This is a genomic window from Pseudomonas sp. P4_D7, assembly GCF_056401755.1.
In genome coordinates, this window is record NZ_JBFUIR010000001.1 from 164,290 (window position 1) to 179,092 (window position 14,803).

Genomic DNA, 14,803 nt, shown 5'->3' on the forward strand with positions numbered 1-14,803 from the left:
TATTCTTTGTTGATTGAACGTTCAATCAAAACAAAATAGACTGGCCCTCAATCCGATCGGCGTGATTCGCCGCTCGGAAGGCCTAAGGAGATGTGCAAGATGCCCAAGGTCGGTATGCAACCCATCCGCCGCCAACAACTGATCGAAGCCACATTGCAGGCGGTCGATCAGGTCGGAATGGGGGACGCCAGCATTGCGCTGATCGCCCGTTTGGCCGGTGTCTCGAATGGCATCATCAGTCATTACTTTCAGGACAAGAACGGCCTGATTGCCGCCACGATGCGGTATCTGATGACAGCCCTCAGCGAGAGCGTCACCGCGCGCCGTCAGGCGCTGGCAGATGACAGCCCACGGGCGCATCTGCAGGTGATCATCGAAGGCAACTTCGACGCCAGCCAGGTCAATGGCCCGGCAATGAAAACCTGGCTGGCCTTCTGGGCCACCAGCATGCACCAGCCGTCTTTGCACAGGTTGCAGCGGATCAACGATCACCGTCTGTATTCCAACCTGTGCTGCCAGTTCCGCCGTGTGCTGCCGCTCGAAGATGCGCGCAGCGCAGCGCGGGGGCTGGCAGCGTTGATTGACGGCTTGTGGTTGCGCGGCGCGCTGTCGGGAGACGCTTTCGACACGGCGCAGGCGCAACAGATCGCTTACGAATACATGGATTTCCAATTGGCCAAGAAGGTGAGCTAGAGCACACAGAAAACGCTCGGCCCCTGAACCGCCACCGCAGCCTTACAGCGGTGGTCAACGCCAACCACTAATGCACTTGCGAGGACACTATGGCCCGTTTCGAACTGCAAAAACTTTACATCGATGGCGCGTACTCCGACGCCGGCAGCGATGCCACCTTCGAAGCCATCAACCCGGCTAACGGTGAAGTCCTCGCACTGGTGCAACGTGCGACCAAGGAAGACGTCGAGCGTGCTGTGGTCAGCGCTGAAAAGGGCCAGAAAATCTGGGCTGCGATGACCGCCATGGAGCGTTCGCGCATCCTGCGTCGCGCCGTCGACATCCTGCGCGAGCGCAACGATGAACTGGCCGCGCTGGAAACCCTGGACACCGGTAAAGCCTTCTCCGAAACCAAGTACGTCGACATCGTTACCGGTGCTGACGTGCTGGAATACTACGCAGGCCTGGTGCCAGCGATCGAAGGCGAGCAGATTCCTCTGCGCGACACTTCGTTCGTCTACACCCGTCGCGAGCCGCTGGGCGTTGTCGCCGGTATCGGCGCGTGGAACTACCCGATCCAGATCGCGCTGTGGAAATCCGCGCCAGCCCTGGCGGCCGGTAACGCGATGATCTTCAAGCCAAGCGAAGTGACCTCGCTGACCACCCTGAAACTGGCTGAAATCTACACCGAAGCCGGCGTTCCAAACGGTGTGTTCAACGTCCTGACCGGCAGCGGCCGTGAAGTCGGCACCTGGCTGACCGAGCACCCGCGCATCGAAAAAATCTCCTTCACCGGCGGCACCGACACCGGCAAGAAGGTGATGGCCAGCGCTTCGGCTTCGTCGCTGAAAGACGTGACCATGGAACTGGGCGGCAAGTCTCCGCTGATCATCTGCGACGACGCCGATCTCGATCGTGCTGCCGACACCGCGATGATGGCCAACTTCTACAGCTCCGGCCAGGTCTGCACCAACGGCACTCGCGTGTTCGTTCCGGCGCACCTGAAAGCCGCTTTCGAAGCCAAGATCGTTGAGCGCGTTGCACGCATCCGCGTCGGCAACCCGGAAGACGAAAACACCAACTTCGGCCCGCTGGTCAGCTTCGCGCACATGGAAAGCGTGTTGGGTTACATCGCCAAGGGTAAAGAACAAGGCGCCCGCGTCCTGTGCGGCGGCGACCGTCTGACCGACGGCGAATTCGCCAAAGGCGCATTCGTGGCACCTACCGTGTTCACCGATTGCACCGACGACATGACCATCGTTCGCGAAGAAATCTTTGGCCCAGTGATGGCGATCCTCTCCTACGAGACCGAAGAAGAAGTGATCCGCCGCGCCAACGACACCGACTTCGGTTTGGCCGCCGGTATCGTCACCAAAGACCTGAACCGCGCACACCGCGTGATTCATCAACTGGAAGCCGGTATCTGCTGGATCAACGCCTGGGGCGAGTCCGACGCAAAAATGCCGGTCGGCGGTTACAAGCAGTCGGGTGTTGGCCGTGAGAACGGCATCAGCTCGCTGAACAACTTCACCCGCATCAAATCGGTACAGGTCGAGCTGGGCGAATACGTCTCGGTGTTCTAAGACCCGAGTCTTGTATTGCTCGTGAGGCCGTCTTCGCGAGCAGACTCGCTCCCACATTGGAACAGTGTCTCCTATGGGAGTGAGCCCGCTCGCGATTCGAGTGCAAAGCACTCGTCAGGCCCGACCTGACCACATCTAAAGAGGGTGCATTCAATGTCCCAAGAATTCGATTACATCATCATCGGTGCCGGCTCGGCCGGTAACACCCTGGCGACCCGTCTGACTGAAGACGAAGGCGTCACCGTTCTGCTGCTCGAAGCTGGCGGTCCGGACTACCGTTTCGACTTCCGCACGCAAATGCCCGCTGCCCTGGCATTCCCGCTGCAAGGTCGTCGCTACAACTGGGCCTACGAAACCGATCCAGAGCCACACATGGACGGTCGCCGCATGGAATGCGGTCGCGGCAAAGGCCTCGGCGGTTCCTCGCTGATCAACGGCATGTGCTACATCCGTGGCAACGCGATGGACTACGACGGCTGGGCGAAACTGCCGGGCCTGGAAAACTGGTCGTACCTCGACTGCCTGCCGTACTTCCGCAAAGCGGAAACCCGCGACATCGGCCCGAACGACTACCACGGTGGCGAAGGCCCGGTCAGCGTGACCACGCCGAAGGCGGGCAACAACCCGTTGTTCCACGCCATGGTCGAAGCCGGTGTGCAGGCCGGTTACCCGCGCACCGAAGACCTCAACGGTTACCAGCAGGAAGGCTTCGGCCCGATGGACCGCACCGTGACGCCGAACGGCCGTCGTGCATCCACCGCCCGTGGCTACCTCGACGTCGCCAAGAAGCGTTCGACCCTGACCATCGTCACCCACGCCCTGACCGACAAGATTCTGTTTGAAGGCAAGCGTGCCGTCGGTGTGCGTTACCTGGTCGGCGATGCGGAAGAACGCGTTGAAGCCAAAGCGCGCAAAGAAGTGCTGCTGTGCTCCGGCGCCATCGCTTCGCCGCAGATTCTGCAGCGCTCCGGTGTCGGCCCTGCCGAACTGCTGAAATCCCTCGACATCCCGGTCGTTCACGACCTGCCGGGCGTCGGTGAAAACCTGCAGGATCACCTTGAGCTGTACCTGCAATACGCTTGCACTCAGCCGGTTTCGCTGTACCCGTCGCTGCTCTGGTACAACCAGCCAGCCATCGGTGCCGAGTGGCTGTTCAACGGCACCGGCATCGGCGCCAGCAACCAGTTCGAAGCCGGCGGTTTCATCCGTTCGCGTCCGGAATTCGAATGGCCGAACATCCAGTACCACTTCCTGCCGGTAGCGATTAACTACAACGGCAGCAACGGTGTGAAAGAGCACGGCTTCCAGGCACACATGGGTTCCATGCGTTCGCCAAGCCGTGGTCGCATCCAGGCCAAGTCGAAAGACCCGCGCCAGCACCCGAGCATCCTGTTCAACTACATGGCCACCGAGCAAGACTGGCAGGAATTCCGCGACGGCATTCGCCTGACCCGTGAAATCATGCAACAGCCGGCGCTCGACGCTTTCCGTGGCCGCGAAATCAGCCCGGGCATCGAAGTGCAAACCGATGAGCAGCTGGACAAGTTCATCCGCGAGCACGCCGAAACTGCGTTCCACCCGTCCTGCTCGTGCAAGATGGGCACCGACGAAATGGCTGTAGTGGATGGCGAAGGTCGCGTGCACGGCATGCAGAGCCTGCGTGTGGTCGATGCCTCGATCATGCCGATCATCACCACTGGCAACCTCAACGCGCCAACGATCATGATCGCCGAGAAAATCGCCGACAAGATCCGTGGCCGCCAGCCGCTGCCGCGTAGCACCGCGCCGTACTACGTCGCGGGCGATGCGCCGGTCAAAGGCAAGCCAATGCGTGATATCACCCCGGCTGCTCAGTAGCCTGAAGTGATCGTTCCCACGCTCTGCGTGGGAATGCATCCCCTGACGCTCCGCGTCACACAGCGGACGCAGAGCGTCCATGGCGGCGTTCCCACGCAGAGCGTGGGAACGATCTCCTGCCTCGCACAGTAAATCCCCCTACACCCCCTCTTCACTTGATCCTACCCCCACGCGGGCCTACTCTAGACCTCGCGCAACCGTTTCACCCCCTCCCCGCCGCTGCTCTACCGCTTCCCCCTGACAAGGAGGTTCCCGAATGTTCGATTTCCACCCCCAGCTCAAGCAGCGCTTCGCTGCCTTGCGCACGGGCGCTGAGTTTTTTTCCCTGCGGTATGTACGCGAGTCCGGGCAATATCTGTCGGTGCGCAAGAATGTCGCCGAGCCGCCGAGCCTGAGACGCGACGAAGGCGCGATGCTCACCGTGCGCGTCAATGGCGTTGAGGCCTACGCGGCGACCAACGACCTGTCGCAACAAGGTCTGCAAGCCGCCCTCGAACGCGCCGAGCAGCAAGCCCGCCGCCTCAAGCCGCACGCCTTGCTCGACCTGCGCGATCAGCCGGTGTCCAGCGATCGTGCTGATTACTTTTCACCCAATCTCGACCAAGCCTTCCCGTCCCTGAGCGAATGTTTTGAGCTGCTCGGCGCGGAATCCGCCTCAGTGCCAAAGGATGAGCGCCTGGTGAATTGGGAAGTGAGCATTGGCATTACCCACGTCGAACAGATCTACCTGAGCAGCGCCGGGGCTGAATTGCGCCAAGCGCAGCGCTTCGTCTATCCGGGCCTCGACGTCACCGCTTACGATGGCAACGACAGCCAGACCCGTAGCCTCGGCCGCGAGAATTTCGGCCAACAGGGCGGCGCTGATGTGATCAGCCGCTGCGGTTTGATCGGCGCCGGCCCGCAAGTCGCCGATCAGGCCCTGCAACTGCTGCTTGCGCCGAACACCCCGCAAGGCCCGCGCGACCTGCTGTTGATGCCCGATCAAATGATGCTGCAAATCCACGAATCCATCGGCCACCCGCTGGAACTCGACCGCATCCTCGGCGACGAGCGCAATTACGCCGGCACCAGTTTCGTCAAAGCCAGCGACTTCGGCAGCCTGCAATACGGCTCGAAACTGCTCAACGTGACGTTCGATCCGGGCATTCCCGAAGAACTCGCCAGCTATGGCCACGATGACGATGGCAGCAAGGCCAGCAAACAATTCCTGATTCGCGATGGTTTGCTGCTGCGCCCACTGGGTGGTGCGCTGTCGCAGTTCCGCGCCGGTCTCGATGGCGTTGCCAACAGCCGCGCCTGCGGCTGGAACCGCCCGCCGATCGACCGCATGGCCAACCTCAATATCGAACCTGGCGATCAGCCTCTGAACAAACTGATCGAAGGCATCGAGAACGGCATTTTGATGAGCACCAACCGTTCCTGGTCGATTGACGATGCGCGCAACAAATTCCAGTTCGGCTGTGAATGGGGCCAGTTGATCGAAAACGGCGAACTCAAAGGCGTGGTAAAAAACCCGAACTACCGGGCGATTTCCGCGCACTTCTGGAAAAGCCTGCGCGCCGTCGGCGACGCCAACACCGTCAAGGTGCTGGGCACGCCGAACTGCGGCAAGGGCGAACCGAACCAGGTGATCCGCGTCGGCCACGCTTCGCCGGCCTGCGTATTCAGCAACGTTGATGTGTTTGGGGGAGACGCCTGATGAGCATTTCGAAGAGTCAGTCCGACGCCTTCAAGGTCATGGTCGAGTGGCTGCGTGACAGCGTGCGCGAGCCAGAACAGTTCACCCTCAGCTTTGCCGCCGAATCCTCGGCGTTCGTGCGTTTCAATCACGCCAAGGTGCGTCAGGCCGGACAAGTGCAGCAGGCCAATATCGTCCTGAAACTGATCAACGACGGTCGCCACGCCGACCTGCAAGTCACCCTGTCCGGTGATCAGGAAGGCGATCTGCAACGCCTCGCCGAAGGCCTGCAACAACTGCGCGAAACCCTGCCGCTGCTGCCGCAGGATCCGTACCTGTTGCTCAACCACAACGGCTGGCAGAGCAAAAATGTGCAGGAGCATCCGCTGCCGGACACCGAACAGGTTGTCGATGAAATCTGCGCTGCCGCTGAAGGTCTGGATCTGGTGGGCTTCTATGCGGCCGGCCCGATCAGCCGCGGTTTCGCCAGTTCTTCAGGCGCATTTGGCTGGCATCAGGCCAACAGCTTCAATTTCGATTTCAGCCTGTTCCACGACAACGGTGAGGCGGTGAAAGCCAGCTACGCCGGGCATGACTGGAGCAGCGAAGGCTTCGCCAAGCGCTTCGGCCAGGCCCGCGAGCAACTGGAATTTCTCGGCCGACCGCTGCGCACCTTGGCGCCGGGGCAGTACCGCGCGTATCTGGCACCGGCGGCGCTGGAAGAAATCATGGGCATGCTGAGCTGGGGCGGTTTCTCGGCGCAGTCGATCGCCAGTAAGAGCAGCCCGTTGCAAAAGCTGTATGTCGGCGATCAGGCGTTCAGTCCACTGCTGTCGCTGGATGAGAAAGTCAGCGAATCGCTGAGCCCGGCGTTTTCCGGCGAGGGTTATCCGCGCAGTGATTTGCGCCTGATCGTCGAAGGCAAGGCTGGCGATCAACTGGTCGGCTCGCGCAGTGCAGCGGAATATGGCCTGACCGCCAACGGCGCCGGCGGCGGGGAAATGCCGAGTGCGTTGAACATGGCGGCGGGAGATCTGGCGCAAGCAGAGATCCTCAAACAGTTGGGCACCGGGCTGTACATCAGCAACCTGTGGTACCTGAACTTCTCGGATCAACCGGCGGCGCGCATGACCGGCATGACTCGGTTTGCGACCTTCTGGGTCGAGAACGGCGAGATCCAGGCGCCGGTCAGCACCATGCGCTTCGACGACAGCGCTTACAGCCTGCTGGGTTCACAGCTGGAAGCGTTGACCGCCGAGCGTGAGTTGTTGCTGTCGGCGAGTACGTACAGCCAGCGCAATACCTCGTCGGCGTTGCTGCCGGGGGCGTTGGTGAGCCGTTTGACCTTGACCCTGTAAACGCAAAACCTGTGGGAGCGAGCCTGCTCGCGAAAGCGGTAGATCAATCGACATCGATGTTGAATGAAATGGCCTCTTCGCGAGCAAGCTCGCTCCCACACTGACCGCGCTCGACAATGGATATGCATTAACTTCAACGACAAGAGGTTCCATGCCCAACCGCCCGCCTCTCGACGCCATCACCGCACGCTGGTTGCCGTGGGTCGTCGCCATTGCGTTCTTCATGCAGTCCCTCGACGGGACCATCCTCAACACCGCCCTGCCGGCCATGGCTCGGGATCTGGCCGAAGACCCGTTGCGCATGCAAGGCGTGATCATCGCCTACATGCTCACCGTGGCCTTGCTGATACCGGCCTCAGGCTGGATCGCCGACCGTTTCGGCACCAAGAAAATCTTCTTCGGCGCGATCTTGTTGTTCAGCTTCGGCTCGCTGCTCTGCGCCTTGTCGAGCAGTCTGAGCATGCTGGTCGGCGCCCGGGTGATTCAGGGCCTGGGCGGTGCGCTGATGCTACCGGTCGGGCGACTCGTCGTACTGCGCGCCTATCCGCGATCCGAACTGGTGCGGATCATGGGCTTCATCACCATCCCCGGCCTGCTCGGCCCGCTGATCGGCCCGACCATGGGCGGCTGGATGGTCGAGTACCTGACGTGGCACTGGATCTTCCTGATCAACCTGCCGGTCGGCGTGATCGGTTGCTACGCCGTGTGGAAATTCATTCCCGACCTGCGCGGCACCGAGCGCACGCGTTTCGATAGCCTGGGTTTCCTGCTGTTCGGCGCGGCGATGATCCTGATCACCATCGCCATGGAAGGCCTTGGCGAACTGCACTTGCCGCATCTGCGGGTGATGTTGCTGCTGTTCGCTGGTCTGGCGTGTCTGGCGGCGTACTGGTTGCGCGCCGGGCACATCGAAAACCCGCTGTTCGCGCCATCGCTGTTCAAGACCCGCACGTTTGCCGTCGGCATTCTCGGAAACCTGTTCGCCCGCCTGGGCAGCGGCGCATTGCCATTTCTGGTGCCGTTGCTGCTGCAAGTGGCGCTGGGCTATTCACCGTCGCAAGCGGGGATGAGCATGCTGCCACTGGCGGCGGCGGCGATGTTTGCCAAGTGGATGGCACGGCCGCTGATTGAGCGGCTCGGTTATCGTATCGTGCTCACCGGCAACACCCTGGCACTGGGGATCATGCTGGCAAGCATGGGCCTGGTCAGCGAGCAGACGCCATACTGGTTGTTGCTGTGCCTGCTGGCAGTGCTGGGCGCGATCAACTCGCTGCAATTTACGGCGATGAACACCGTGACGCTGATTGATCTCGACGATGCCAGCGCCAGCAGCGGCAACAGCTTGCTCTCGGTGGTGGCGCAGTTGTCATTGAGTCTGGGCGTTGCCTGCGCCGGCGCGTTGCTCGGCGGGTTTACCGCAGAGATCGGTAACGATGGCGTGGAGACCGTGCTCGGCGCGTTCCAGCTGACCTTCGTCACCGTCGGCATCATGGCGATGCTGGCCGCGACGATCTTCTCGCAACTGTCGAAAGAAGACGGCCGCCGCGCCAAACGTCCGGAAGAACACATCGAACATTAACCACTGTTCGTCCAGAACTTTCGAAGAAAGTGGCACGGGGCTGCTACACTGCGCGACATTTTGTTTTGCAGGCCAGTCCCGTGACCACCATCGCCACCGCTTTTAATACTCTGCCGCTGTCCGCCGCCATGCTGGCTAACCTCGAATCCCTCGGTTATGCCCAGATGACGCCGATCCAGGCGCAGAGCTTGCCGGTGATCCTCAAGGGGATGGACCTGATCGCTCAGGCCAAGACCGGCAGCGGCAAGACCGCCGCGTTCGGCATCGGCCTGCTCAACCCGATCAACCCGCGCTACTTCGGTTGCCAGGCACTGGTGATCTGCCCGACGCGCGAGCTGGCCGACCAGGTTGCCAAGGAAGTCCGTCGTCTGGCCCGTGCCGAAGACAACATCAAAGTCCTGACCCTGTGCGGCGGCGTGTCGTTCGGCCCGCAAATCGCTTCGCTGGAGCACGGCGCGCACATCATCGTCGGCACCCCGGGGCGTATTCAGCAGCACCTGCGCAAGGGTTCGCTGGTCCTCGACGGCCTGAACACTTTGATCCTCGACGAAGCCGACCGCATGCTCGACATGGGCTTCTACGACGCCATCGAAGACATCATCGTCAAAACCCCGGAGCGCCGTCAGACCCTGCTGTTCTCTGCGACTTACCCGGTGGGCATCAAGCAACTGGCGTCGAAGTTCATGCGTGATCCGCAAACGGTGAAAGCCGAAGCGTTCCACGATGACACGCAGATCGAGCAGCGTTTCTACGAGATTTCCCCGGAAGATCGTATGAGCGTGGTGACCAAAGTCCTGCACCACTTCCGTCCGGCGTCCTGCGTGGCGTTCTGCTTCACCAAGCAGCAAGTGCAGGAAACCGTCGATCACCTGACCGCCAAAGGCATTTCCGCCGTCGGCCTGCATGGCGATCTGGAACAGCGTGACCGCGATCAGGTGCTGGCGATGTTCGCCAACCGCAGTACGTCGGTACTGGTTGCCACCGACGTCGCCGCCCGTGGTCTGGACATCGATGCACTGGACATGGTGATCAACGTCGAACTGGCGCGCGATTCGGAAATCCACATTCACCGCGTTGGCCGTACCGGTCGTGCTGGCGAAAAAGGCATCGCGATCAGCCTGGTTGCTCCGGGCGAAGCGCACCGCGCGCAAGCCATCGAACAACTGCAGAAATCACCGCTGAACTGGGATCAGGTCGATAACCTCAAGTCCCAGGGCCTCGCCCCGCTGCAACCGCCGATGACCACCCTGTGCATCGGTGCTGGCCGTAAAGACAAAGTGCGTCCGGGCGACATTCTTGGCGCACTGACTGGCGATGCCGGCATTCCCGGTGCGCAGGTTGGCAAGATCGCGATCTTCGATTTCCAGGCCTATGTGGCTGTTGACCGCACTGTGGCCATGCAGGCCTTGCAGCGTCTGAACGACGGCAAGATCAAAGGCCGTTCGCTGCGCGTCCGCATCCTCTGACCTGATCGTTCCCACGCTCTGCGTGGGAATGCATCCCGTGACGCTCCGCGTCACATAACAACGGACGCAGAGCGTCCATGGCGGCGTTCCCACGCAGAGCGTGGGAACGATCATTGTGTGAGGACACCGTTTTGCGCTCTACCGAAGTCGTGATCATTGGCGCAGGCGCCGCTGGGTTGATGTGTGCACTGACCGCCGCCGGGCGTGGGCGTCAGGTGTTGCTGCTCGACCACGCGAACAAGGCCGGCAAGAAAATCCTGATGTCGGGCGGTGGCCGCTGCAATTTCACCAACATGTACACCGAGCCGAGCAATTTCCTCTCGCAGAACCCACACTTCTGCAAATCCGCGCTGGCGCGCTATACCCAGTGGGATTTCATCGGCATGGTCGGCAAACACGCCGTGCCGTACCACGAGAAGAAACTCGGCCAGTTGTTCTGCGATAACAAATCCAGCGACATCCTCGAAATGCTCCTGACCGAGTGCGATCAGGTCGGTGTCGAGCTGCATCTGGACACGTCGATCCAGACCATCGAGAAGATCGAAAGCGGTTACCTGCTCGACACCACACTGGGCCAGATCCAGTGCCAGTCGCTGGTGATCGCCACCGGCGGTCTGTCGATCCCGACGCTGGGCGCCACCGGTTTCGGTTATCAAGTGGCCAAACAGTTTGGCCATGAGTTGCTGCCGACCCGCGCCGGTCTGGTGCCGTTCACCATCACCGATCAGCTCAAGGAACTCTGCACCGAGCTGTCCGGCACTTCGGTGGATTGTCTGGTCAGCTGCARCGATCAGAGCTTTCGCGAGAACATCCTCTTCACTCACCGAGGCCTCAGTGGCCCGGCGATTTTGCAGATTTCCTCGTTCTGGGAATCCGGCGACACGGTTGAGATCAACCTGCTGCCGGATCACGACGCGGCGAGCTGGCTGCAGCAGCAAGTGGCCGAGCGTCCGAACAGTGAATTGAAAACCCTGCTCGGTGAAATCTTCACCAAGAAGATGGCCAATCTGCTGGCGGACAACTGGTTCGTGTCCAAACCGATGAAGCAATACACCCACGCGGAACTGGCGGAAATTGCCGAGAAGCTCGGCAGCTGGAAAGTCGTGCCAGCGGGGACTGAGGGTTATCGCACGGCCGAAGTGACCCTCGGCGGTGTCGACACTCGCGAAGTCTCCTCCAAGACCATGGAATCGCTGAAAAGCCCCGGCCTGTATTTCATCGGTGAAGTCCTCGACGTCACTGGCCACTTGGGCGGTTTCAACTTCCAGTGGGCCTGGGCCTCGGGCTACGCCGCCGCGCAGTACGCCTGATTCAAGGCCAAATACAAAACCCTGTAGGAGTGAGCCTGCTCGCGATAGCGGTGAATCAGTCGATGAATGCATTGGCTGACACACCGCTATCGCGAGCAGGCTCACTCCTACAGTTGTTATGTGTGATGCAGTAAGGAACACTTTTTGCTGTCAGATGTGATCGGCGCCATTGCGTCGGCGTCATTACTGGCTCAATTTAGCGGCATCGCCTCGGAAGGCCCTCGCACTTCATGTCCTCGACCTCGTTTCGTCAGTCTTTGCGGCGCCTGTGGGCGCTGGATAAATTCAGCTACAGCGTGCGGGTGTTCATCGCCCTGACCGGCAGCATGGCGCTGTGTTGGTATCAGGATGAAATGGGCCTGCTGATCCCGTTATTCCTGGGGATTATCGCCAGCGCCCTGGCCGAAACCGACGACAGTTGGCAGGGCCGCCTCAACGCCCTCGCCGTGACGCTGGTGTGTTTCAGCATCGCCGCGCTGTCGGTCGAATTACTCTTCCCCTACCCCATCGTGTTTGCCATTGCTTTGGCGCTGGCCAGTTTCGGCCTGACCATGCTCGGTGCGCTCGGCGAGCGCTATGGCGCGATTGCTTCGGCGACGCTGATTCTGTCGGTATACACGATGATCGGCGTTGATCAGCGCGGCGGGGCGGTCACCGATTTCTGGCACGAACCGATGCTGCTGGTCGCCGGTGCCGCGTGGTACGGCTTGCTCTCGGTGTTGTGGCAGGCGCTGTTTTCCAACCAGCCGGTGCAACAAAGTCTGGCGCGCTTGTTCCGTGAGCTGGGCTTTTACCTGAAGCTGAAATCGTCGCTGTTCGAGCCGATCCGGCAGATGGACGTCGAAGCCCGGCGGCTGGAACTGGCCCAGCAAAACGGTCGCGTGGTGGCGGCGCTGAACAGTGCCAAGGAAATCATCCTGCACCGCGTCGGCAATGGCCGCCCCGGATCGAAAGTCAGCCGTTACCTGAAACTGTACTTCCTCGCTCAGGACATCCACGAACGCGCGAGTTCTTCGCACTATCCGTACAACGCACTGGCCGAAGCGTTCTTCCACAGCGACGTGCTGTTCCGCTGCCAACGCCTGTTGCGCCAGCAAGGCAAGGCCTGCCGCGCTCTGGCCGAATCGATCCAGATGCGTCAGCCTTTTATTTATGACGCGAGTTTCGCCGAAGCGCTGGGCGACCTCGACGCCTCCCTTGAACACCTGCGCATCCAGAGCAACCCGGCGTGGCGCGGACTGTTGCGTTCGCTGCGCGCACTGGCGGCCAACCTCGGCACCCTCGACCGTTTGCTCAGCGACGCGAGCAACCCCGACGCCTTGGCCGACGCGACCGACAGCAGCCTGCTCGACCGTTCGCCGCGCAACCTCAAAGATGTCTGGGTGCGCCTGCGCACGCAACTGACGCCAACGTCTCTGCTGTTCCGTCATGCCCTGCGCCTGCCATTGGCGCTGAGTATCGGTTACGGCATGGTGCATTTGATTCACCCGTCGCAGGGTTACTGGATCATCCTCACCACGCTGTTCGTCTGCCAGCCGAACTACGGCGCGACGCGGCGCAAACTCGGTCAGCGGATTTTCGGCACCGCCATCGGCCTGACCGTGGCGTGGGCGCTGTTCGATCTGTTCCCGAGTCCGTTGGTGCAGTCGTGTTTCGCCATCGCTGCCGGCGTGGTGTTCTTTACCAACCGCACCACCCGCTACACCCTGGCAACAGCGGCGATCACCATCATGGTGCTGTTCTGCTTCAATCAGGTCGGCGACGGTTACGGACTGTTCCTGCCACGGTTGTTCGATACCTTGCTCGGCAGCCTGATTGCCGGGCTGACGGTGTTCCTGTTCCTGCCGGACTGGCAGGGCCGGCGCCTGAACAAAGTGCTGGCCAACACCCTGACCTGCAACAGCATCTACCTGCGCCAGATCATGCAGCAATACGCCGCCGGCAAGAGCGACGATCTCGCCTATCGGCTGGCCCGCCGCAACGCGCACAACGCCGATGCGGCGCTGTCGACAACGCTGGCGAACATGCTCATGGAGCCGGGGCATTTCCGTAAGGAAGCCGATGTCGGATTCCGCTTTCTGGTGCTGTCGCACACGTTGTTGAGTTATCTGTCAGGTCTGGGTGCACACCGCGAGACGCAGTTGCCGGCGGATGTGCGCGAGCATTTGATTGATGGCGCCGGGGTGAAACTGGCGACGAGTATTGATGAAATCGCCCAAGGGCTGGCCAACAAGCAGCCGGTGGCGATTCAGAGTGATGAAGAAGAAGCGCTGGCCAATGAGCTGGAGCAGATGGCCGATGAGATCGATGAGGGGCAGCGGTTGGTGCAGACGCAACTGGCGTTGATCTGTCGGCAGTTGGGGCCGTTGCGGACGTTGGCGGCGCATTTGATCAAGGACACCTCAGAAATCAGCGGCGGTTGACAGGGCGTCATCGCGAGCAGGCTCACTCCTACAGGGGAACGCATTCCAAATTGTAGGAGTGAGCCTGCTCGCGATAGCGACATCTGCCACACAGAGGATTCTGGATCGACCCTCACATCCCATGCTGTCTCAACAACTTGTCATAACTCCCATCCGCCCTCATCGCCGCAATCGCCTTATCAAACCCTGCAACAATCTGCTCATGCTGCGGATTCTTCAGGCTCACCAATATATGCAGGCTGTTCTCACTCAACGGCTTGGGTAGAAACTCCACCGAATTGCGCACCTTGGCGGATTCCCGCGCCAGGTAATATTTCGCCACATACTCATCTTCCAGCGTCAGCTTGACCCGATCCGCCGCGAGCATGCGCACGGCCATGGCGAAGTTATGCACAGGGACTTTCTGCAACGCCGTGTCGGCATCGAACGGCGCCGAATAGGCGTAGCCGCGCACCACCGCAATCGGATAGGTGTGCAGTTGCTGCAGATTGGAATAGTCGAGTGGCGTGTCTTTGCGCTTGAGAAAGCGGATGCGGTTGAGCAGGTATTCCCCGGAAAATTGCCCGAGCTTGGTCCGCTCGTCGTTGTACCAGGCGTTGACCAGCACATCGTAACGGCCCTCCCCCACGCCAAGCAGCGCCCGTGCCCACGGCACCTGCTCGTAACCGCTGGCGTAACCGGCTCTGGACAGCGCGGTGCTGACAATGTCGGTGGCCAGGCCGCCGTTGACCAGCGTGTCGTCGGTAAAGGGTGGCCAGATATCAAACACCAGCCGCAGCTTATCCGCTGCAGCGGTCTGAGCCAGCAAGAGCAATCCGATCAAAGCAAAGGCTCGATGCAAACGCGGCATGCTTGAAAATCCTTAGCGGGCAAGTTG

Annotated in this window: 10 protein-coding genes; 9 read left to right on the forward strand and 1 reads right to left on the reverse strand. The window is 61.0% G+C overall.

From position 1 onward, the window contains the following. Positions 1 to 99: 99 nt before the first annotated feature. The 9 genes from betI (at position 100) to yccS (ending at position 13,926) form a co-directional block, all read left to right on the forward strand. Complete coding sequence (gene betI / locus AC1DVF_RS00700) at positions 100 to 693, forward strand: transcriptional regulator BetI (protein ID WP_008085771.1); 594 nt, start codon at positions 100 to 102, stop codon at positions 691 to 693. An 89-nt stretch (positions 694 to 782) separates the two neighbouring features. Next, a complete protein-coding gene (gene betB / locus AC1DVF_RS00705) occupies positions 783 to 2,255 on the forward strand; it encodes a betaine-aldehyde dehydrogenase (protein WP_477781875.1) in 1,473 nt (490 codons plus the stop codon). A 153-nt stretch (positions 2,256 to 2,408) separates the two neighbouring features. Further along, positions 2,409 to 4,112, forward strand: a complete 1,704-nt coding sequence (gene betA / locus AC1DVF_RS00710; RefSeq protein WP_099757387.1) for a choline dehydrogenase — start codon at positions 2,409 to 2,411, stop codon at positions 4,110 to 4,112. Between the two features lie 256 nt (positions 4,113 to 4,368). Further along, positions 4,369 to 5,811, forward strand: a complete 1,443-nt coding sequence (locus AC1DVF_RS00715) for a TldD/PmbA family protein (RefSeq protein WP_186620000.1) — start codon at positions 4,369 to 4,371, stop codon at positions 5,809 to 5,811. Further along, entirely contained in the window at positions 5,811 to 7,148 is a 1,338-nt protein-coding gene (locus tag AC1DVF_RS00720; RefSeq protein ID WP_477781876.1) for a TldD/PmbA family protein, read from the forward strand. Before AC1DVF_RS00715 ends, AC1DVF_RS00720 begins: the two co-directional genes overlap by 1 nt. 151 nt (positions 7,149 to 7,299) lie before the next feature. After that, entirely contained in the window at positions 7,300 to 8,727 is a 1,428-nt protein-coding gene (gene mdtD / locus AC1DVF_RS00725) for a multidrug transporter subunit MdtD (protein ID WP_099757388.1), read from the forward strand. Between the two features lie 80 nt (positions 8,728 to 8,807). After that, entirely contained in the window at positions 8,808 to 10,193 is a 1,386-nt protein-coding gene (gene dbpA / locus AC1DVF_RS00730) for an ATP-dependent RNA helicase DbpA (protein ID WP_093429879.1), read from the forward strand. A gap of 131 nt (positions 10,194 to 10,324) precedes the next feature. After that, the gene (locus AC1DVF_RS00735; RefSeq protein WP_477781877.1) at positions 10,325 to 11,503 is read left to right on the forward strand and encodes a BaiN/RdsA family NAD(P)/FAD-dependent oxidoreductase; all 1,179 of its coding nucleotides are present in this window, start codon (positions 10,325 to 10,327) and stop codon (positions 11,501 to 11,503) included. Between the two features lie 230 nt (positions 11,504 to 11,733). Continuing rightward, entirely contained in the window at positions 11,734 to 13,926 is a 2,193-nt protein-coding gene (yccS, locus tag AC1DVF_RS00740) for a YccS family putative transporter (protein ID WP_186620004.1), read from the forward strand. Between the two features lie 112 nt (positions 13,927 to 14,038). On the opposite strand, the gene AC1DVF_RS00745 is transcribed toward yccS, so the two are convergent. Then, positions 14,039 to 14,776, reverse strand: coding sequence for a substrate-binding periplasmic protein (locus AC1DVF_RS00745; RefSeq protein WP_460089141.1), 738 nt, complete (start codon positions 14,774 to 14,776; stop codon positions 14,039 to 14,041). Positions 14,777 to 14,803 lie beyond the last annotated feature (27 nt).